We start from the raw sequence: 22,500 nt of genomic DNA on the forward strand, positions 1-22,500 counted from the left end.
TTAATAGCAAAAGAAGCGAGTGGGATATAACTCTTCGAGTCATATTCCACTCACTTGAAATCTGGATACACGGTGGAAGCAGAAGCAATCCTTTCGGAACAAGTTAAAATTGCCTCTGATTGCTGTAAAGTACCTACAGCTGTCCCACTATCCTCTTCTTTCATTATTACACTTGCACTAAATGATAGACTTTTTTGAAATAAAATATGCGAGCGATTAAGTAGTAGACCATCTGAATCAGAATAAACATTCCTAATACCAGCCACCCAGTACCCTGCATTCCTTGATCAAACATGTGATACATTGCGGTCAATGCCACTGCTCCATGAATCACAGAGACAATTATCGGTGTGAAGAATAGAATTCCTACCTGTTGATAGATCATTTTTTTCAGTTCCTTTTTAGTTAATCCCATTTTGTAGATCATCTTGAATTTTTCTACATCCACATCCATATCACTATACAATCGGAAATACAAGAAACTTCCAGCTGAAACGAAGAAGACAATTCCTATAAAAATTCCAACAAATAAGATTGGTGCATACTCGTCAGTGATTGCTTGTTTTGAATAGCTTTTAGCCATAAAAGGGATATTTTTTTCTTGAAATTTACCAATTTCTACAAGTTTATCATAACGAACATTTTCCGGTTGCCAAACTGTGGTTATCGTACTTTCCATATTTTGAAGATTAGTCTCATCAGGGACAAGCACAGTTGCTCCATATGTCGAAATAACATCTGAGTTTTCAGATTTATCTACAGATAAATCTGATCCATCAGCTAACTTGGCATCTTTTATTACCGATTCTTGCCCATAAATAGTGTTATTCGATAGTAACTGAATGACTTTACCTTCCGTTTTAATCGTTGGTTTTTTAATTACTTCTGCTAGACGATTATAGTCAGACTCTTTAACAAAATTAACATGATCGGCATTCATATAGATAGTCAGTTCACTTTGCTCTGCGTGTATTCCTTTATCTGCCAATAACTGGGTGAACTCTTGCTTGATTGATGCTGTATCCTCTAATGATCCAGTTACATGGAACTCATACGGGTTTTGATTTAACCCACTTAAAATCATATTTTGTAATCCGTATAATGTACCGATCGCAGCAAATGCAACTGTTGAAATAATCGATACTAAGAAAAATGAGCGAGCATTGTCCTTCATTCGAAATGCCAAATCAGAAAAAACAACCATGTTCGTTTTCTTCCAAAAAATAGATTGTTTCTTTTTCAAACGCTCAATCACTGACACACTTAGTTGATTGAATAAAAAACGTGTACCTGCAACAACTAAGAAAATCACAGGAATCATCACAAAAGGTACTATCATTCCTTTGACCATTAGCGCAATTGCATATCCTATACCAATCAACAAAATAGCCAGTATCGTTTTGACATGTGAGCTTTTGATTGTCCCTTTTCCAAGGTCTCCTGCTTTTAGCAACTCTTGTAAACTTAACTTCGGCAAACGAAATTGAATGAAAAAAGAAATAGCCAAAAATAAAACAGCAAAAGAAATAACCGTTAATACAAATGCTTGTATCGGAAAATAAAAACCAAAGTTTACATGCATCAATTTATTACTCAACCACAAAATCACTTGAGAAAATCCAATTCCTGCAATACTTCCGATAATTGTGGCAAAAAAACCAATAACTAAGTTTTCAATAAAAACCATCTTTTTCAGTTGTCTAGGGCTCATCCCCTGAATCATCAATAGTCCAAATTCCTTTTTCCTTGACTGGATGAACACATCCATCGAGTATAGAACAAAGAAAAATGAAAAGCCATAGATAATGATTGCTGCTGCTAGCATCCCCATTTGAACTTTTTGATTTAGACCATTAGTTAGTGCTGGATGAAATGCAAATACTGTAAATGTGAAAAAAACCATTACAGAGAATAAGGTACTTAGAAAATAAGCCATATATAAATGCTTATTTCTCAATGTATTTCGAATAACAAATTGACTAAAACTCATTATCGACACCTTCAATCTCGGATAGTTTTATCATGATCTCATCATAAAACATCTTTTGATTTCCATTGTGATGGATCTCGTCTATCAATTGGCCATCTTTAATAAATACGATCCGTTTACAGTAACTTGCTGCTAACGGGTCATGTGTGACCATCAAAATGGTTGCTTTTTCTGCTTCATTTAATTGCTGTAACAGTTGCATCACATCTTTCGATGATTTCGTATCTAAATTCCCTGTGGGTTCATCCGCAAGTAGCAATTGTGGTTGATGAATCATTGCCCGAGCGACAGCAACGCGTTGCGCTTGACCTCCAGATATTTCTGCAATACGTTTTTTTAATAAACTAGCAATTCCTAAGCGATCAGCTAGTAGATTCAGCTGTTTTTTCATAACAGAAATTTTTTCTCCATCCAAAGTCAACGGCAACACAATATTTTCCTCTACAGTCAACGTCGGCATTAGATTAAAACTTTGGAAAATAAAACCTAATTCTCTTCGTCTGAACTTGGCAATCTCTTCTTGATTTAACTGATTTGGATCTTTGCCATTTAATAAAACGTGTCCAGATGTTGGTTGATCGATTGTAGCAAGAAGATTTAAAAAAGTACTTTTCCCACTTCCAGAAGGACCCATTATTCCAATAAATTCACCGTCATTTACAGTTAAGTTCAATCCTTTTAATGCCTCATATTTAATTTCTGTTCCATATGTTTTTGTTAGATTTTCTACTTGTAACATTCTTATCGCTCCTTTTCTCTACTTGGTTAGTCTAATCTAATTACAACTAACGTACCATAGAAAAAAATAACAAGTTACTTACACTTTTGTAAGTAACTTGTTATAAGCTTCGTTCACTAAAACTCTATTCATACCAGAATGTCTATCTTTTTCAACATAAATGGTTTAGACAATGAAAGAAACCCTTCTATCAACTAGTTTTACTAGCGGACTCTTCTCTAATTAGGTTTTTATGATTTCGATGTCCTGCACTATTAACTATTACTTTCTATGCTTCATACTCAATAACATACGGGTACAGTGCTGTATTATAGATTGCTTCTGAATACTCAACCACTTTTCCTGAAATACCAAATGATTTACGAATTCTCTTTAGTCCATTTTTTTCAGAAGTAGCTAAAATTTGCTGTTGTTCTGCAGTCAATTCAACTGTTTGAAAACTATCTTCAAACTTCACGATTTCAATTCCATGCTGATCCATCAAGCGGTATAAGGATTCCTGTTCGAAATCTTCTAATGGAACATCCCCTAAAATGGTGGGTAGATAATAATTAAAATAGATGTAAGGTTGATCATCTAATGTATACAATCGCGAGACCTTGACTGCCTTTTCTCCAAGACACGAATAAATAGGAGAATCTGATGCTAATCTCACCGTTTCTAATTTTAGAATTTTCTTTGCTACTTTTTGTCCTGAATCATTTAAATATTCTGTAAATGTCCCCGCTTTTGATAGTTTATTATAAGGACGATTACTTAAAACAGTGGTTCCTTTCCCACTTTTTTTCTCTACCAATTCCTCTGAGGATAATAACTCAATTGCTCGGCGAACAGTAATTTTGCTCACATCAAATAATTGTTCAAGTTCTGCTTCTGTGGGTAATAGTGAACCTACAGGATATGTACCATTCATGATATCTGCTTTGATTTGCTCTGCTACATCTAAATATAATACGCTTTTTCTTCTCATTTGCTCCATCCTTATGCTCATTATTTAATCTATCGTTTCATTTAAATTTATTAGTTATTCATTTAGATTATCCTAATTCTAATCGTATTTATGATTTAATTCAACTTTCCTTCTGTCTATCTAATAGTATTTCGTACATTATACCAAAGATTACATTTATGGAAAACCTATTTCGAGCAGTAGTCCGAATAAAGTCTACAAAATCAAAAAATGTGTTTCATACAATATAGAGTAGTTGATTTAAAGCCATTTGATGTGATTTGAAATTGATTGAAATAAATGTGATTTTAATAGCGTGTTATCAATTTTCTTGTTAAATATTAAGACGGAAATTTGTTTACAAGCTTGCTTTTCAACTACTTCTATTCCTTTTTTCCATAACATCAACTATCGGTAATTGAGTAAAATACATTTCTGTATTATTAGCCAGTAAGGAGAGTCATATCTTAGCATTCTTTCTAAAATTAAAAAAACGACGAATCATTTATCCGTCGTCGTTTTAGCATTATATTCATTATATAAGTATTGTTTAAATCTATTCTTGCTCGTATAACCAGTAGAACGACAACTTATTGCCATCAGGATCAGAGAAATCAACGTATCGAATGATACCTGGTACATCCTCTATCACTTCGTCAACGATTACGCCAAGTGTTTTTAAACGTTCAAATTCTGTGTCTAAATCTTCCACTTCTAAACGTAAAACGTTCTCTGAAACATTTATTTTTTCTTCGAAAAGTTGAATCCAAACAGAACCAATTGGATACTCAATAACACCTTCAACAGGTACCAGTTTTTCATCACTCATCAGAAGTTTTTCATACCAACTAGCAGATTTTTCCAAATTACTTACTGGTAAACCTACAGTGATGCTCTTTGCATTTAATGTCATAACTATTTCCTCCATTTCATCAGCTTACAATTATTTTATCATTTCACGGTCAAATAATATTATTCTAGATTGTGTTCTTTAAACGGGAGATCAAAAGTTTCCCCACATTCACTAATATTGGTGGATCTTCTGGTATTGGTTCTCTCAGCATAATAGTGTAATGATTACCAGAACAGTTTGGAAAAGATAACCTTTCATCTTCTTTCCCCCTTAAACTATTGCTTAAGTTAAAGTAAGATAGAACATTATTGGAGCGGCTTATCGCACAAGCTAGTAAATAATAGTCTCCACTTGGAATATTTTTCAATTTATTTCCTATTAAATGTTTAGTAGCTAATCCAGATAGAGGCATATGATTCGGTATAAGTGTACGGAAAAGTCCGATAAATATGATCCCTGTTTCAAATCCATCAGGTACTTCGATCGTTACTGTGCAAAAAGAATGATTCTTTTCTTCAAAATGCGCTATCGACTTATCCTTCTCATTATTTTCAAAATTTTTAATATCATAAAAAATGTCGCTCATTTCAGTTTTGTACGCTCTAGGAGAGCTACCTGTATATTTTTTAAACGTATTCGTGAAACTACCACTGCTTTCAAAACCTGAATGTTCTTGTAGATCGATGATTCTCTTTTCTTCATCAAATTCAACAATTGCCTTTTCAACTTTTAAACTAGAGAGGAACTCAACAACACTGAATCCATTTATTTCTTTAAATTTTCGACTAAAGTGATGTTTATCATAACCAAAGTGAATGGCAATTTCCTCACTTGTCATTTTTCTATTAACAGCTTCTTCTGAAATGAAAGACAAAATTTCAGGCATCTTCGTTTTCATTTTCATCCCTCCTTACTCAGAGCACTATTTTCTAAAAATCGTCTGGATAAATAATCTATATCAACTACTTAGTTCGCACAAAAAAAGTTTTCTACTAACAATATAACATACAAACAAAAATAATTTAATTGTTGTAAATCTAATGAAATTTAAACTGTTATCAGGAGCAAAGAAAAAGCCTTAAACTCCAATTAAATAAGGATTTCTAAGACTTTTCAACTTATTCCCACTCAAAAATAAATTAGTTTTGTACAACATTGAATAGCTGATATTACACTGTTTTAAGGGACTTAAAAGCATTTAAAACAAGTACAAATTTAATAGAGTGTTATCAATTTAATTATTGAATGCTAAGAAGATAGCTTATCTAAAGTTTGTTGTTGCTTCTCAAAAGCCTCTGTTACTTTTTTTCCAAACTGACCTTTAACCGCTCCTTCTAGTGTTTGGGAGGAAGAAGATAATGCCTTTTTAGCACTTTCTATCACTGTTTCACCTTGTTTCTTAGCTTCTTGTTTCTTTGAATGAGATTTCTGTATTTTGGCTGAGCCAATTGCTTGAACACGTATTTTTTCTAAATTCCTTTTTAACTCTTTCAATAACTTTTTTGCTAATTCTTCCAATAGAACAACTCCTTATTCTTTATTTGCTTTTTGGAGGTCATTTCGATAGTCTTGTTCCAGTTTTTCTTGTTGTTGATACAGCTGTTTTTTTGCTCTTGATAACTCTTCGTGATAGTCATTTTCTACTTGTATAATTGACTGTTTTGCACAATCAAAAGGCTCGCTATCTACAGCTGATTGTTGAACAATTTGATAGATATCTGATAACGTTTCTTGTATCAATTGTTCTCCTTTTCGTTGCGTATCTTTTAGGATATCTTCATCCTCTTCAAGTTCACGACGTTTTCGCTGATAATCGGCTGTAATCTGTTCCTCTTTCATCTATTAGCTCCTTTTAAGGCTTTAATTGTTGCGCGAGTTGTTGATCTGTTTGAACCATTTTGTCGATTTTACTTTTGATTTCTTTCGCTAACGATTCGAATGTTTCATCCATCGTTTTTGCCTTATTGATTTTTTGCTGAAAAAATTCGGTTGGTTCACCGACTATTCGTTGTTCAGTAGCTCCTATCGCTGATAAACTATCCTTCATTTCATTATCAGACAGTACTTCTATTTGAGAACGGGCTTCCCGTAATGTTTCTTGCCAGATATCTTCTGCATCTGTAATGGCATTTTGATATACTTTTATAGCATTAGCCATCGCATTTTGATAAGCTGCTCGCCCTGTATTAACTGCTAGTAACGCCTGTTGGTCATCTAAATAAATTTTTTCATTCTTTGATAGTCCACCACCACTGGCAGTTAGTTTGGCTTTTAGTTGATCTAACATAGTCAATTGAGTTAAAAATCCGCGCATTAGAAAATGACTGGCTTGTATCATAGCTCCTTCAGAATTGCCCAAACTATCTGAAATTTTTAGTTGTCCTGTTTTTTTATCAAATGTCCAACTATTTAATTTATGACTATTACCATCTAGCCATACAATTGTTCCAAAATCATCACTATTTCCAAAACGAGTATTAAAGTCATTCCATAGTGTGACATCATCATTTTTTTGGCGATAATTCAAAAATAAGTGAGGATTTTCTTTCATAAATTTTTCTTCCGCTGGTGTTAAGGAGCGATATTGAAACCAGCCACTAAACACTGTAGCTGGGATTTGAAAATGAGCTCCCACCTTTAGCATATAAGCTGATTGAGAATAGCCTGACAACTGATTAATCGTCCAGTCTGGGTGATCAGAAATAAGATCACCAACATACTTTAATGCCACATCATCTTGAGGAGAACCGTTGGGAGACATACCTTTTAAAGCAGCTTTAAAATCTCTTCCGTCGTCAGGATACGTTCCAGCTGCTACAACTGTTACTTGAGATATATCTGGTGTACCGTTTACTATCGGTGCTACAGCCATCCCTTGAAATCCGTAGTCACCATCTTTTACTGAAAGTACTTTAAACCTTTGCTTATCAGTAGTTTCGAAAATTGTATTTTTTTCTAATTGCTTAACTGGTTTCCCGTTATCTTTAAAATTTGGGTCGACTGAATATACAATTTCATTCAAGTCTTTTAACTGTTCTTCTGTAGCCACGTTTACACCTCGCTTTCAGAACCATTTGAATAAATTACCCTAACTTTATCCTGTGTTTTTCCATTCAGGACAATTTTATCAAAATCAGAATCAATAGGCCCAAAAGCACCTAACTCCTTCTGTTGATTGCTCGAGAAATGGATTGTTCCAGGACTAGAAGTGCCTTTATCGGTCGTAATATTCACAGTAAAAGTCCAATAGCCAGTTTTATCATTGTATCCTCCCGACATTTCGGAAATAAAATCTACAACCTTCACATCTGCAAATCTATCTTTTATTAGTTTAACAATAGTTGTCTCCATCTTTATAACTTGCTGTTCTTTTCTTTCCTTCGCATTTTGATTAAAAGTAAACAAACTAACACCTCCAATTAATATAAGTACAAGTAAAACAATAAACCATTTTTTCTTTTTCAAAGTCTCATGCTCCTTTGACTATCTGTTTTATCAGTGTATTTAATTTTATTTCCATTGTCTTTATAATCAGAATCAACTTTATAAACTTCTTGATTTAAGTCTTTTAATACCTTTTCTGTCGCCATTGATTAAAAACTCCTTTCCTCTTTATTAGAGAAAATAACTATAACCTTAGTCTCTGTTAGCCCCTTTTTCAAAACAGGCAATTCTCCACTTCCTAAATAGGACTCATCAATGTTATCTTTAGGAGACATACTTACTCCAATTTCTGAACTTACGCCATAGCTAGTTGATACTGTAACCATAACTTCTGTATAGCCTGTTAATTTATTTTCACCGTATTCCTCATCGAATTCAATTTTTGTCACATTCGCAAAGGTATTTTTAATTTGTTTTGCAGTTATTGTTTCCATTTCTATCATTTGTTGCTCTTTTCTTTCCTTCGCATTTTGATTAAAAGTAAACAAACTAACACCTCCAATTGATATAAGTACAAGTAAAACAATAAACCATTTTTTCTTTTTCAAAGGCTCACTCTCCTTTAATTATCAAGACATTAGTACAAGAACAGATATGTAAAAAAAACATTACTATAACTAATTATCCCAACTAAATTAAAAAGAGTCAATGTTTTAATTGTGATAATTAGTTAGAAAGGAATTTATAAGAAATCATCTTCGTTGTTGGAAAAGTAATCATTTACTAGGAAAAATAATGTAGAGCAAAATTTATGAAATTATTTTAAGGTTGAATATAAAAATCATTTGTTGCCCGATTGGTTGTAAAATGATTGCGTAATATCAAAAAAAAGCGTAGACCCCTTATAAATAAAGGAGTCTTCGCTCTTTTCTTTTATTCCCAATCGATAATACACAATACAAGGTGTCTGCTTCCTTTATCTTCCAAGTGTTAAAACACTCCGATTTGAAGGTAGCCGAAATATGCTTGTGCTCCAAGATTTTTCCTCGATAGTTCTCTTTATTCAGGACCATGATCCATCGGCATGCCTTCTGATTCTGGCTCAAGAAATACTTTTCTTGGCTTACTACCTTCGGATGGCCCTATCACACCATGATCTTCTAATTCATCAACCAAACGGGCCGCTCGGTTATAACCGATTCTAAAACGTCTTTGCAGTAAGGAAATACTAGCTGTTTGCATCTCTACAACTAATGCTTTCGCTTCTTCATACAATTCATCCTGTGATGCTTCACTACCGCTTCCAATAGTCTCTTCTTCTGTCGGCATCATATTTTCTTGATAGTCTGCTTCTTGTTGCTCCGTTACAAAGGAAACGATTCGTTCAACTTCATGATCGGAAATAAAGGCGCCTTGAACTCGAATTGGTTTATTTTCCCCCATCGGTAAGAACAACATATCTCCGCGCCCTAAAAGTTTTTCCGCTCCATTACTATCAATAATAGTTCGTGAATCTGTTCCGCTTGAGACCGCAAAAGCCATTCTTGAAGGTACGTTTGCTTTGATGATCCCAGTAATGACATCCACACTTGGACGCTGTGTTGCTAAAATCATGTGGATCCCAGCTGCTCGAGCCATTTGTGCTAAGCGAATGATCGCATCTTCTACTTCGTTACTTGCAACCATCATCAAATCTGCCAATTCATCGACAATCACTACAATGAATGGTAAGATTGGACGGTTTTCGCCATCTTCCAGATTTTTTTGAATGACTAATTCGTTATAACCAGAAATATTACGAACCCCAGTGGCAGCAAATTTTTCATACCGAAATTCCATTTCCTGTACAACTTTTTGCAAAGCTTGAGCAGCTTTTCGAGGATTAGTAACCACAGGTGTTAATAAATGTGGTATACCATTATAGACATTCAACTCTACCATTTTTGGATCGATCATCATTAGTTTTACTTCATGAGGTTTTGCTCTCATTAAAATACTAGAAATAATGCCATTGATTGCCACAGATTTACCACTACCAGTTGATCCTGCAATCAGTAAGTGAGGCATTTTCGCTAAATCAGCTGACTGAACCATCCCCGAAATATCTCGTCCAAGCGGCACTTCCAATAATTTATCAGGATGGCTAGGTTGAGCTTCAATGATATCTCTAAATGAAACAGTACTCACAGTACTATTCGGCACTTCGATCCCAATTAATGACTTCCCTGGAATCGGTGCTTCCATCCGCACATCTTTGGCAGCAAGTGCTAAGGCAATATCATCTGTCAAACTAACGACCTTACTCACTTTCACACCCACTGCCGGCTGAATTTCAAATTTAGTTACAGCAGGACCCAAGCTTGCTTTCACCACTTTAGCATCTACACCAAAGCTTTTGAATGTTTGTTCTAGCACACCGATATTTTTTTCGATTTTTTGATACTCTCCACTTTGATCAGCAGAAGGGATCGAATCTAATAATGTTGAAGGCGGCAGCTCGTAATCACGATCTTCTGCTTCTTCTGAAATTTCAAAGTCTAGTTCGCCGCCTTCATCCATTTCAGGCTCGGCAACTGCTTTTTGTGGTACAGGTTGCGCTTGTGTTTGACTTTGGAAACTGTCGATTGGAACTAGTGTAAGCTGTTCCGGTTCCTGCAGTTCTTTTTCTTCTTGCTCCCATGCTTCTTGAGCTAATTTTTCACCAGGTGTTAATTCACGTACATCGTTTTTCAGACGTTCTTGTGCCATTTGTTCCATTTTGGCTTGTTTCGCTGCACGCTTTTCTGCACGTTTCGCTTCTTTTTCTGCTTGGCGTTCACCACTTCTAGCACTTAAATGGCCAAGTCTTTCACGAATGATCTGCAATCCATTCATCACTTGCTGAAAGTCAAGCATACTCATCAAGAATAAACCTACTACGATCAGTAAACTGGCTATCAAATAACTACCAAATTGAGCAACTAAAAAGAACGTCAAACTGTACAATGCAGCACCGATCATGCCACCACCGACATTTTGTGCTACAGTACTCGCTTTTAAATCCATTCTAAGAAATTCCCAGGTTGTTCCCATAATATCTGGCGTCTGTGTCCCAACATTGCGAAACATATACGCATGTAAAAATAGTAATACGCCTAAGTAAACAAATAGTCCACCAATCATCGGACGGCTCTTTTTAATAGGAAACTCTTTTCCAAAAATAACTAAAGAAAGACCGTAAAGCATGAGTAAAATAGCTGCTATTGAAAATGTATTTCCTATAACCACACGTAATCCATTGGCAATTAAGGTACCAAGAAATCCTAATTTTAAGAGTCCAAATAATCCAAAGAAGATAAAAAAGATACCGAGAAAAATGAAATTAAGATGTTCTTGCTGCTGTTGTTGTTTCTTTGTTTTTTTCTTTTTTGCACTTTTCCGTTTTTGTGCCATGTAACATCCCTCTTTTCAATCAGTATCCATTATACCTAAAAAACGAGCCGAACAAAAGTACCCCCATTGTTTCTCTTAAAAATTTAATGATTTTAAGTCGATTTCCCAATTTTAATTAACAGATTCACTAGGTGATTGTCTGTGAATACCGATGCCTGTTATTCCTGAAAGGATTGATAATAGTGGGCATAGTAGGATAAAGAAACTAAACGGCGCGTAGTCTAATGTAGAAACTTGTAACGTACTTGCCATAAACACGCCACTTACCCCCCATGGAATCAGTGAGTTTAAGACAGTACCAGAATCTTCCAATGCTCTAGAAAGAACTTCCGGTGCAAGTCCTTCTTTATCATAACTGTCTTTAAACGCACGACCAGGAAGGATAATTGATAAATATTGCTCACCAATCATCAAATTGGCCAATGCTCCACTAAATACGGTTGCCGCAACCAAACTACCTGTTGATCTTAATCTATGAGCAAGCGGCGTCATTAGCACTGTGATTACATCCATCTTCATTAACAAGCCACCTAATGACAATGTCAAAAGAATCAGTGATACCGACCACATCATACTTTGGATACCGCCTCTAGTCAGCAAAGCATCGATTTGATCCATCCCCGTCTCTGAAACAAAACCATTTTCTAAAATTGTACTTAATTGTTTCAAATCAACATTTCCCATTTGGATCATGTACATAACACTTGAAACTAAAATTGTGACCAACAGTGATGCAATCGCTGGTACCCGTTTGATCGAACAAAAAACAAGTAATAGAATAGGCAGCAACGCCCACCAACTAATAGCAAAATTATCTTGCAACACTTCTAAAAACTGTTTCGTTTCCAAATCAGTCTGTCCAATTTTCGTTTGAAATCCAAGTACTGCATATAGAATAAACGAAATAACAAAAGCTGGAACAGTCGTCCACATCATATTTCTAATATGTTTAAATAAATCTGCCCCAGCAACAGCCGAAGCTAAATTTGTCGTATCAGAAAGAGGAGACATCTTATCACCAAAAACAGCACCTGAAATGATTGCTCCAGCCAGTATAGCAGAGTTGAAGCCCATAGAAATGCCCATTCCCATCAAAGCCAAACCAATCGTCGAAACAGTTGTAAAAGCACTTCCGATCGAAATTCCAACAACCGCACAACTAACAAAAGCCGACGGTAAAAAGATTTTTATACTGATCACTGAAAACCCTGCATACATCATCGTCGGAATGACACCACTTGCAATCCACACGGCAATCAAAGCACCAATCAAAATAAAGATCACCATCGGTACGATCCCAGTTTTCACCCCTTCAATAATTCCTTCATGAATCTTATCCCAAGAAGCACCACGCCACTTACTCCAACCAATCAGTAAACCTAATGCACATAAGACTGGAAAAATCGGACTCATACCGACACCAATCACACAAATACTAATAATCAATAATAATGACAAAAATACAATTAATGCTTCTTTTACACTTAATTCTTTCTTCATTTACTTTCCCCATTTTTCTTATAAATTAATTGTTGAAAACAAAAAAATCCCTGACAATCAAAAAAGACTGTCAGGGACGAATAGCGACGGGTCAAAAGCTATACGCGGTACCACCCATAATTGAAATTAAAAAATAATTTCCTCTCAAAAGACGCTAACGGATCTTACCCGACTCTATCATTTCGCTCCAGATTTGTAATTCAAGTCATTGCTTTGGTCAACTTCCATCATCCGTTGACTTTCTGTCATTTCAAAACAACACTCTACTAGGAATCTTTCATCGCGCTTATTACTACTATAACTGTTAACGGTAAAAATCAAAACGACCTTTTGCTAACATTTCTTTGATACCACCTGTTTCAAATAATGAACGATCCATGATCACTTTTTTGATCACAGAAGCTGGATAGCCTTTGACTTCCATTTTACCAACTTCACCAAAGGCATGGCTGTTCCCGATTGAAGCAACAGAACCTAATGATTTAAAGGTAAATTCTTTGGTAGGTTCACCTTTTAATTGCGCTTTGATATTTTTACCTGCATGTTCACCCATTTTAAGTGAAATTTGTGCAGTTGTTGGGTAAGGACGATTTGATTCTTTATCCATGACTGCAGAACAGTCTCCAATGATATAAACATTGCTATGATCTGCATCAGTTAAATCCGGTTGAACCATGACACGACCACGTTTAGCTGCAAAACCAGAATCTCCAACCACATGACTACCACTAACTCCTGTTGTCCAAATGATTGTATTAGCTTTCAGTTCATTTAATTCGTTGGTTTCTTGATTATCTAAATAAACAACAGTATCTTGCTTGATTTCTTTGATAGGTTTGCCCACTAAGAAATTGACGCCCCATTTTTTCAAATGATCGATGCCGTAACCACCAAGTTTTTCGCTAAACATTGGCAATAAACGAGTCACTGCTTCAACGCAATATAATTGGATTTTTTCAGGTTCAACTCCAGCAATCGCTGCTAATTTTTTCTTACCTTCATGTAGTGAACCTAATAATTCGATCCCTGTAAAACCAGCCCCGCAGACAACGACTTTCAGACAATTTTCATCTTTCGTTTCTTTATAAGCTTCCATTTGTTCCGTTAGATGTTGATACACTTTTTCTGATGTCGGAATATCGACCATTTTTAATGAAAACTCTTCAACACCAGGAATACCAAATGATTCTGATTCATAGCCTAATGCTACGATCAAATAATCATAAGAGATCGCTTCTTGGTCTTTTAAATGAACGCGTTGGTTTTCACTATCGATTTTCTCTACTCTGCCTTGTACAAAAGTTGTACATGCTGATTTTACAACATCTTTGATCGGATACGTGATTCTCTCCGATGTTTGGATACCTGCAGCAACTTCGTGGATATCTGTTGCTTCAAAGTGATAATCATTTTGATCGACTAATGTGATTTTCAACTCATTATTGCCTTTTTGTAATTCATGGAGCGCTCTTAAACCGGCATAGCCAGCGCCCAAAATAACGACGTGCTTACTCATTTAAATCCCCTCTTAACCTTTTTATTTTATTATTTAAGCCACAATCCTATGGCGAAAAATACAACTTGTGCCAGTGCGCCTACTGCTAAAATTCTTATGGCGCAAATAAATGTTTTTGTTTTGATCTGTTCGTTTAAAAATAGCTTCGTTTGCTTCCAAATGAAAGGCAGTACCAAAAGAGTCAATAGCATAGTAATTGGTGCTAAGCCTAAAACAACACTCAAAATAATTGCTGCAAATGCAAGCACGATCAATCCTACAAACAGACCAATTGAAACTTTTTTTCCTAAATAATGAACCAAGGTAAAACGATGATTCATCTCATCTTCTTCTAAATCACAAATATTATTAGCCAACATTAAATTAGCAATCAAACAAGTGTTAGGCAGCGACACTAAAAAGATACTACCGAGATTACTCATTGTCCACTGAAAAGAGTCGAACGTGTTGATATATACACAAATCAACATGATCATAAACCCCATCGTAAATCCAGAAAAAACTTCACCCAAAGGTAAACTTGATAAGGGTTTTGGACCTGATGAGTAAAAAATTCCGATTAAGTAACAATATAGGCCCATCCACAACAATGGCCAGCCAACAATCGTAGACAGACCAATCCCCATCAACGCAGAAATTATCACCATCCAAATGATCCAACGGCGAATTGTTTTAAGAGATAAATTTTCTCGTCCAATAATATTGGTCTTTTCTTTATAATCATGCCCTTCTTTAGCATGATGGTAATCATTATAATTGTCTAAAATATCAACAGCCATATTAAAAATAAACATCGCAATAAAATAAATAAGAACATAAAATAAATGCAAACTTCCATAATGATACCAACTAAAACAAATCCCTAAAAGAAAGGGTAGAACACTGGCTGTCTTTGCTTTTAGTTCGACTAATTCAAAAAATACTTCTCTATTCAAATTATACTCTTCTCTCCTGACAAAATTTAGTTTTATGCTCATGGAATAATTTGCTTGTATTTCTTTACCAACATCGTATACAATCAATAGTATTGAACGATTGAAAGGACTATTGTGTTATGAATGATTTTTGGAAAGAATTTCCTATTATCCAACAACAATTGAATGAAACTTGTGAATTGATCAAACACCAAGTTAAAATACGAAACAAAGAAATTGAAGCAGCTTTGATCGAGCTCACGTATTCAGGGGGTAAATTACTACGCCCAGCATTCTTTTTTTTGTTTGCACAAATCGGTGACGAACAAAAGCAAGATCATAAACAACTAATCAAGATTGCTGCATCGATCGAAATCCTGCATATGGCAACTTTAGTACATGATGACATCATTGACGATTCGCCTCTTCGTAGAGGAAATGTAACGATCCAATCTCGCTACGGTAAAGATATCGCTGTTTATACAGGCGATCTATTATTCACTGAGTTCTTTGAATTACTTGCTGATACAATGAACGGTTCTGATTTCTTACATACGAATGCTCAAGCAATGAAACGATTATTACTTGGCGAATTAGATCAAATGCATACCCGCTACAAAAAAAACATGACGGTCTCAGACTATCTACGCAGCGTCAATGGAAAAACCGCTGAATTATTTTCTTTAAGTTGTCTTGAAGGTGCTCATTTTGGTTTTGCCTCTTCTGAGGTGCAACGTTTAGCAAGACGGATTGGTCGGCATATTGGGATTGCTTTTCAAGTCTATGATGACATCCTAGATTACACAGCTGATGTAAAAACGTTGAAAAAACCTGTTTTAGAAGATTTGGCCCAAGGCGTTTACACTCTACCTTTGATCTTTGCGCTGCAAAAAGCACCAGAACGGTTCTCATTTTATCTGGATAAAGGTTCTGATATCACAACAGAACAAGCAATCGAAACGTCTCAGCTTGTTCACGAGCTAGGCGGTGTCAATGATGCTAAAGCCTTTGCTAAACGAGTAACTGAAAAAGCCTTGACAGATATTGAAAAACTACCTGATTGCTTAGGCAAAGAACACTTGACTCAATTGACTCAACTTTTACTGCAACGATCATTTTAAGCATTTATCCATTTTTTAAAAGCTGGAGGCAAAGCTCATAGAGTTTTGCCTCATCTTTTTATTTTATTCCTCAACAAATACTTTCGTCAATACTCAACTCTTATTCATTCCTCGATCAATTGCATATAATTGTTGATAATGCGAATTATTTTCTAACAACTCTTGCGGTGAACCGCTCATTTCCAACTGACCATCTTCAATAAAAATCACTCGATCCATCATGTGAACACCTTGCAAGTGATGGGTGATCCAAATAATCGTTTTATCTTCTAATGTATCAAAGAATGTGTTTAACAATTGCTGTTCTGTAATCGGGTCAAGACCTGTCGTCGGTTCGTCCAGCAAGACAACTGGTGTGTCTTGAAGTAAAATACGAGCCAATGCCAAGCGATGACGTTCACCACCTGAAAAACGTAAACCAGCTTCATCCACCATTGTCAGTAATCCTTCTGGTAATCCTTTGATCATTTCTTTCAACCCAACCTGATCTAGCACTTGCCAAACCTCTTCTTCTGACGCTTCTTCGCGTCCAATTCGGACATTGTTTAGAATTGTCGTTCGGAAAAGATATGGTGCTTGATGAATCACACCAATTGATTTCGTGATTTGATCGCCAAATTCAGACGTTGGTATTCCATCTAGCGTAATACTTCCTTTATCCGGTAGTAAATCGCCACGAATCAAGGTAGCCAATGTACTTTTTCCTGAACCACTACGTCCTAAAATCGCGAGTTTTTCTTTAGAATGAATGGTTAAATTCAAGTCATCTAAAACGAGTTTAGACGTTCCTTCATAAGAAAATGATACATCACTGACCTTAATTTCAGTATCTTTGATTGTGAATTCTTTTGTCACTGCTTTTGTTTCTTCTGGTTCCGGTAAATCATTCAAACGTTTGATGGAATCTTTATAGATATTTGTTTCTTGTGCTGCATCAGGTAGCGGTGCAAATGCATCGATCAACGGGAATACCGTCAACGTAAACGCTGCGATCCAGTTAGCTGCACCACCATGATTACCAGGAAAGCGAATGCTTGTCCAAGCTAAAATTGCAACAGTGATCACACCAAAAGCTACTTGTAACACAAAATCACGAGCACGATTAAAGCGTTTGATCTGTTCATCCAGTTGGCGTAACTTTGCTTCTTCATTTTCATATGAATGAACAAACTCATGTCCCCGTTGGCTAAATACCCAATCAGAAACGCCTAAAATATTATCTGTCAGTGTTTTATATAATTCATTCTTAGAGACTTTTTGTTTCTCTTGTCTGGCCCCGTTCACTAAAACTGAGATCAAAGGCAATAGAAAAATCACGACCCCTAACATCAATAGCATACATAAACCAAACCACCAAGAAAATAACCCTAATCCAATAATAATAAAAATATATAACAACCAAGCAATCACTGTTGGAAAAATCGTACGTAAATACAAATTTTGCAAGTGATTGATATCTTCTGACAATAACCCTAAAATGTCCCCTGTTTGGTATTTTGATTTAAAGAAAATCGCATCTTTTTCTAAAACCATATACAGCTTCAAACGCAAGTCAGAAGTCATTTTCAAGACCCAATTATGGCTGACTAAACGCTCAATATATCGAAATACCGGACGACTGATCCCAAAAGCTCGAGTTAAAACGATTGGAATATAAATCATCAAAATATTTTCTGGAAGTGATGCTGCTCGGCTAATTAAATAACCTGAGTTAAACATCAAGGCTCCCGCACTGAAAAAGGTCAAAAAACCTAATATCAATGCTAGATACAATAAGCCCTTATACTTTTTCAAGAACGGTCTGACCCATTGATCTTTTTCGTATAATTCTTTATTTGTTGGGGTATTTTCCATTATTCTGTCCCCCTCATTTGATTGACTAAGGTCACATAGTAACCCTTTTTCTCGGTCAATTCAGCTAAAGTTCCTGCCTCCACCAGCTGACCTTTATCCATTACAAGAATATAGTCCATTTCCGCCATCCAGTGTAATCGATGAGTGGCAAAAAAGACAAGATGATCTTCCATTAGCGGCAACATTCTCATCTTTAATTCAACTTCTGTTTCGATATCTAAGTGAGCAGTCGGTTCATCAAATAATAAAATTCGACGTTCTTTATCTAAAAAAGCTCTAGCAAGCGCCACACGCTGTGCTTGACCACCACTTAACATTCTCCCACTTTCACCGATCACCGTGTTTATACCGTCTGTTAGACCTGTTACAAGCGTTTCTAATCCTACCAACTGAATAGCAGCTAATACTTGCTCATCTGTTGCCTCAGGTGTATAGAAACGAACATTGTTTGCTAAGGTATCTTGAAAAATATACGGAGACTGTGGAATATAAAGAACTTGCTTCTGCCATTCTGTTTGCAGAAAGTGCGGAATGACTTGTCCATCGACTTCGATTTTTGACGTTTCAGCATCTGGTTCTAAAAATCCACTTAGTACATTGATCAAAGTCGATTTGCCCGAACCGCTAGCACCGATGATTCCGATTTTTTGATACCCTTTTGCAGCAAAATCCAAGCCTTTTAAAGCAGGTTGCGCTGCTTCTTCATATTGAAACGTCAATTGTTCAGCTGATAATTCACTCAACGCTGTCCAATCCCCTAAAGTAAGGCGATCCGTTTCCGTCATTTCTGGTAAATCTAATACAGCTTGAATTGCCTGAAATGAATTTTTCCCATCCAAGGTTGCATGATAATCACTTGCAAAATCTCGAACTGGCAAGAAGAACTCTGGTGCTAAAATCAACGTCGTCAAAGCTGGAAATAGTAAAATACCGCCTTCCAGCAAACTCAAGCCTAAAAATACCGCCACAACAGCGACTGATAATGTTGTAAAAAAGTCCAAAGCAAACGTTGATAAGATTGCAATTTTCAAGGTACTCATCGTCGCTTCTCTGAAACGCTCGCTTGTATTATAAATACTACCTGCGTATTTTTTGCTTAATCCAAATAACTTTAGCGTATCTAATCCTCGTAATGAATCAATAAAGTGATTGGATAAAATCTGAAACGCTTTGTATTGTTTATCTGCTTTACTTTGAGCCGCATATCCTAAAATAATCATAAATATGATAATCATCGGAAAGACAACGAGTAACACAACACCTGAACGAATATCTAATGTAAAAACAAAAATCAAAATGATCCACGGAATGATCATCATATTCATGATTTTCATCAAAATCAAGTGAAGATAATTTTCAGCTTGGCTGATTCCTTCAAGTGCCATGGTAATCATATTTCCTGTTCCATTTTTTTGAACCACCGTTGGACCTAAGCGAAAAACTTTTTGCAGCAAAGCTTCTCTTAATTCACGAGAACGCTCATAACTAAAGGTATCCAACATTTTTTCACGAAGATACGTCACCACATGTCTGCCAGTATAAAACAAAAAGAACACCAAAATATTCAACAGCTGGTCACGTAAATGACCACCTTCCCATAACCCAACAACGGCTTTAGATAAATAAAATGCTTGTCCTATAATAAATACTGCTTGCAGGAAAGAAAAACCTGCAAGCAAGATCATGATATTTTTGATTTTCGGCATTTTTAAGATGGCTTTATCGATCATCCTTCATACCCCGCAGCTTCAATAGCTGGATGTTTGATACGTTTTCTAAAGACATAGTAAGACCAACCTGTATAGGCTAATACAAATGGTAAGATTGTTAATGATAACCAAGTCATTGTTTTTAACGTATAAGGAGTACTTGATGCGTCTTTGATCAAGATGTCATAGTATCCTTCACTACCAATCATGACACGTGGGAATAATCCACTGAATAATAGAGCGACTAAAAGAATCAATGTTAAACCACTTGCGATAAATGCCAACATTTCTTTTTTCTTAAAGACACTTACATTGGCAACAACAGTTAATGCAACGATTCCTACTACTAACAATAACGTCACGACGAAATGATTATCGAAGAAATCTGTTTTAAAGTACAACAATGCTGCAAATACAACTAAGCCAACATATAAAATCCAATAGAAGAATGACGCATAGTTACGCGCACGTTCTCTCACAGGACCTTCTGTCTTAAGCGTAATATAGTTCAACCCATGTAGGTAGCACAATAATGTTAATGCAACGCCGCCAACTACAGAAAACACATTAATGTAATCTGTAAAAGAAGCCATCATATTCCCATCTTTATCAAGCGGCATACCTTGTACCATGCTGATGAATAACACACCAAAGAAAAATGGTACGATAAAACTACCGATCGATAATGTCCAGTTCCACATTCTGCGTCTTTTACCATCCGGCATACGATGACGGAATTCAAATGACACACCACGAATGATCAACCCAACTAGAATAATAAACAAAATCAAGTAAAAACCACTAAACAATGAAGCATACCAGTATGGGAAAGAAGCAAACATCGCGCCTCCCGCTGTTAATAACCATACTTCATTACCATCCCAAACCGGTCCAATCGTTTGGATGATTTGTTCTTTTTCTTCTTCATCATGAGCTAATGTTTGAACCGACATACCCACACCAAAGTCAAAACCTTCTAAGAAGAAGAAGCCTGAGAATAAAATACCAATTAGTACAAACCAAAGTAATTGTAACGTACTCATTCGCCAAAGACCTCCTTATCAAATGGATCTACATCAGTAGAGTTCGCCTCTGCTAATTTCTTTTCCTCATAATCTGGTCCTTTTTTAAGTTCAACAGTAACTAAGTAAACCATCACTGAACCAAGACCTGCAAATAAAATAAAGTAAATAATATTCGATGTTAATAATGAAGCCACAGATACATTTGGTGACACACTATCTTCGATCGTGAATAGACCATAAACAGTCCAAGGATAACGACCAAGTTCTGTGATCAACCAACCTGTTGTATTCGCTATGAATGGCGCAAATGTACATAACGCTACGATCCAAACCATCCAGCGTTTTTCATAAAGTGATGGTTTTTTCTTACGGGTAAAGAACAATCCTAAAGCGGATACTAATAACATTAATACGCCGAATCCAGCCATTATTCTAAAGCTCCAGAATAACGTGTTAACTGGTGGGAAGTAATTTCTATCACCATATTTTTCAATTAAATCTTTGTTTGCTGTTTCCATTCCATCTACCGAACCAGAAAGGCTATTGTACGATAGAATACTTAATACATAAGGTATTTGAATACCAAAGACCTGTTTATGCTCAGCCTCATCAGCCCAAGCAATCAAAGTCCACGCGGCTGGATCCCCAGAATCTTCATAAGAACCTTCCATGGCTGCAAATTTCATTGGTTGCCCTTCAATCAATGCTTTCATTTGTAAATCTCCAGCAAGTAATACGCCTAGAGAACCAAATAACGCAATCCATAATCCAATACGCATAGAAACCTTGTGGAAGCTGACATCACGTTTTTTCAGGATTTGGAACGCAGCTAGGCCTGCTACGATCATACCACCCATTACGATAGCACCCGCTAACACGTGCGTAAATTCATACCAGACTTTCGGATTGGCAATGACTGCACCAAAATCGATCAATTCTGCACGACCATTGTTTAGCGTATATCCAACTGGATGTTGCATAAAGCTATTGGCAGCTAAAATCCAGAACGCTGACATCATTGAACCAAATACAACCAACCAAATAAATGTTAAATGTAGTTTAGGACTTACTTTATCCCAAGTAAAGATCCATAAACCTAAAAATGTTGATTCTAAAAAGAATGCAAGTAAGGCCTCAATTGCCAGTGGAGCACCAAAAATATCTCCGACAAAGCGTGAATAATCTGACCAGTTCATACCAAACTGGAATTCTTGAATAATTCCTGTTACGACTCCTACTGCAAAACTTAATAGAAAAATGTTGCCCCAAAACTTCGCCATTTTGCGATAACGTTCATCTTTTTTCACGACATACATTGTTTCCATGACTGCGACTACAAGTGCTAATCCTATTGAAAACGGTACGAAGAAGTAATGAAAGACTGTCGTCATTGCAAATTGGAATCTTGCTAATGTTACAATATCAAACATCAATAATCCCCCTTGTTTTTACGGTCTCCACAAAAAGAAAGAAGCTGATTTTATTCATTACAATAATTCATTTGCACAGCTGGT

Annotated in this window: 20 protein-coding genes and 1 other annotated feature; of the genes, 1 reads left to right on the plus strand and 19 read right to left on the minus strand. The window is 35.9% G+C overall.

What is annotated here, in order from left to right:
* Window positions 1–166 precede the first annotated feature (166 nt).
* From A5821_RS07000 to A5821_RS07070, 15 genes are all read right to left on the minus strand, one after another.
* Window positions 167–1,990 carry an ABC transporter permease gene (locus tag A5821_RS07000; protein ID WP_086313856.1) on the minus strand — a complete coding sequence of 608 codons (1,824 nt, stop codon included), beginning with the start codon at window positions 1,988–1,990 and terminating at the stop codon, window positions 167–169.
* Window positions 1,980–2,729, minus strand: a complete 750-nt coding sequence (locus tag A5821_RS07005) for an ABC transporter ATP-binding protein (RefSeq protein WP_086313857.1) — start codon at window positions 2,727–2,729, stop codon at window positions 1,980–1,982. The genes A5821_RS07000 and A5821_RS07005 overlap by 11 nt, the downstream gene beginning before the upstream one ends.
* 268 nt (window positions 2,730–2,997) lie before the next feature.
* Entirely contained in the window at window positions 2,998–3,699 is a 702-nt protein-coding gene (locus tag A5821_RS07010; RefSeq protein WP_086313858.1) for a GntR family transcriptional regulator, read from the minus strand.
* A 535-nt stretch (window positions 3,700–4,234) separates the two neighbouring features.
* Window positions 4,235–4,591: a VOC family protein gene (locus A5821_RS07015; RefSeq protein ID WP_086313859.1), complete on the minus strand. Its 357-nt coding sequence runs from the start codon at window positions 4,589–4,591 to the stop codon at window positions 4,235–4,237.
* Between the two features lie 64 nt (window positions 4,592–4,655).
* Window positions 4,656–5,429 (minus strand): helix-turn-helix domain-containing protein, encoded by a 774-nt coding sequence (locus A5821_RS07020; protein ID WP_086313860.1) that lies wholly within the window; start codon window positions 5,427–5,429, stop codon window positions 4,656–4,658.
* Window positions 5,430–5,779: 350 nt separating this feature from the next.
* Window positions 5,780–6,049: a hypothetical protein gene (locus tag A5821_RS07025; protein ID WP_086313861.1), complete on the minus strand. Its 270-nt coding sequence runs from the start codon at window positions 6,047–6,049 to the stop codon at window positions 5,780–5,782.
* Between the two features lie 12 nt (window positions 6,050–6,061).
* The gene (locus A5821_RS07030) at window positions 6,062–6,370 is read right to left on the minus strand and encodes a hypothetical protein (RefSeq protein ID WP_086313862.1); all 309 of its coding nucleotides are present in this window, start codon (window positions 6,368–6,370) and stop codon (window positions 6,062–6,064) included.
* 13 nt (window positions 6,371–6,383) lie between these two features.
* Window positions 6,384–7,580: a hypothetical protein gene (locus A5821_RS07035; RefSeq protein ID WP_086313863.1), complete on the minus strand. Its 1,197-nt coding sequence runs from the start codon at window positions 7,578–7,580 to the stop codon at window positions 6,384–6,386.
* A gap of 2 nt (window positions 7,581–7,582) precedes the next feature.
* Entirely contained in the window at window positions 7,583–7,996 is a 414-nt protein-coding gene (locus tag A5821_RS07040) for a hypothetical protein (protein WP_086313864.1), read from the minus strand.
* Window positions 7,993–8,121 carry a hypothetical protein gene (locus tag A5821_RS07045; protein ID WP_283936094.1) on the minus strand — a complete coding sequence of 43 codons (129 nt, stop codon included), beginning with the start codon at window positions 8,119–8,121 and terminating at the stop codon, window positions 7,993–7,995. The genes A5821_RS07040 and A5821_RS07045 overlap by 4 nt, the downstream gene beginning before the upstream one ends.
* Before the next feature lie 3 nt (window positions 8,122–8,124).
* Window positions 8,125–8,523, minus strand: a complete 399-nt coding sequence (locus tag A5821_RS07050; protein WP_086313865.1) for a hypothetical protein — start codon at window positions 8,521–8,523, stop codon at window positions 8,125–8,127.
* Window positions 8,524–8,974: 451 nt separating this feature from the next.
* Window positions 8,975–11,347 carry a DNA translocase FtsK gene (locus tag A5821_RS07055; protein WP_086313866.1) on the minus strand — a complete coding sequence of 791 codons (2,373 nt, stop codon included), beginning with the start codon at window positions 11,345–11,347 and terminating at the stop codon, window positions 8,975–8,977.
* Window positions 11,348–11,458: 111 nt separating this feature from the next.
* Window positions 11,459–12,847, minus strand: a complete 1,389-nt coding sequence (gene nhaC / locus A5821_RS07060; protein ID WP_086313867.1) for a Na+/H+ antiporter NhaC — start codon at window positions 12,845–12,847, stop codon at window positions 11,459–11,461.
* 69 nt (window positions 12,848–12,916) lie between these two features.
* Window positions 12,917–13,137, minus strand: a binding site (T-box leader).
* 14 nt (window positions 13,138–13,151) lie between these two features.
* Window positions 13,152–14,363: an NAD(P)/FAD-dependent oxidoreductase gene (locus A5821_RS07065; protein WP_086313868.1), complete on the minus strand. Its 1,212-nt coding sequence runs from the start codon at window positions 14,361–14,363 to the stop codon at window positions 13,152–13,154.
* 29 nt (window positions 14,364–14,392) lie between these two features.
* The gene (locus tag A5821_RS07070; protein WP_086313869.1) at window positions 14,393–15,298 is read right to left on the minus strand and encodes a prenyltransferase; all 906 of its coding nucleotides are present in this window, start codon (window positions 15,296–15,298) and stop codon (window positions 14,393–14,395) included.
* 119 nt (window positions 15,299–15,417) lie between these two features.
* On the opposite strand from A5821_RS07070, the gene A5821_RS07075 reads away from it, so the two are divergent.
* Complete coding sequence (locus A5821_RS07075; protein ID WP_086313870.1) at window positions 15,418–16,398, plus strand: polyprenyl synthetase family protein; 981 nt, start codon at window positions 15,418–15,420, stop codon at window positions 16,396–16,398.
* Window positions 16,399–16,491: 93 nt separating this feature from the next.
* On the opposite strand, the gene cydC is transcribed toward A5821_RS07075, so the two are convergent.
* From cydC to A5821_RS07095, 4 genes are read right to left on the minus strand one after another with little or no spacing between them, the layout of a single operon-like run.
* Window positions 16,492–18,252, minus strand: coding sequence for a thiol reductant ABC exporter subunit CydC (cydC, locus tag A5821_RS07080; protein WP_170922967.1), 1,761 nt, complete (start codon window positions 18,250–18,252; stop codon window positions 16,492–16,494).
* Entirely contained in the window at window positions 18,252–19,982 is a 1,731-nt protein-coding gene (cydD, locus tag A5821_RS07085) for a thiol reductant ABC exporter subunit CydD (RefSeq protein WP_086313872.1), read from the minus strand. The genes cydC and cydD overlap by 1 nt, the downstream gene beginning before the upstream one ends.
* A complete protein-coding gene (cydB, locus tag A5821_RS07090) occupies window positions 19,979–21,004 on the minus strand; it encodes a cytochrome d ubiquinol oxidase subunit II (RefSeq protein ID WP_086313873.1) in 1,026 nt (341 codons plus the stop codon). The genes cydD and cydB overlap by 4 nt, the downstream gene beginning before the upstream one ends.
* Window positions 21,001–22,416, minus strand: a complete 1,416-nt coding sequence (locus A5821_RS07095; protein ID WP_086313874.1) for a cytochrome ubiquinol oxidase subunit I — start codon at window positions 22,414–22,416, stop codon at window positions 21,001–21,003. The genes cydB and A5821_RS07095 overlap by 4 nt, the downstream gene beginning before the upstream one ends.
* Window positions 22,417–22,500: the final 84 nt, after the last annotated feature.

The sequence above is a fragment of the Enterococcus sp. 7F3_DIV0205 genome, from assembly GCF_002141365.2.
In the GTDB taxonomy this organism is placed as follows: domain Bacteria; phylum Bacillota; class Bacilli; order Lactobacillales; family Enterococcaceae; genus Enterococcus_L; species Enterococcus_L palustris.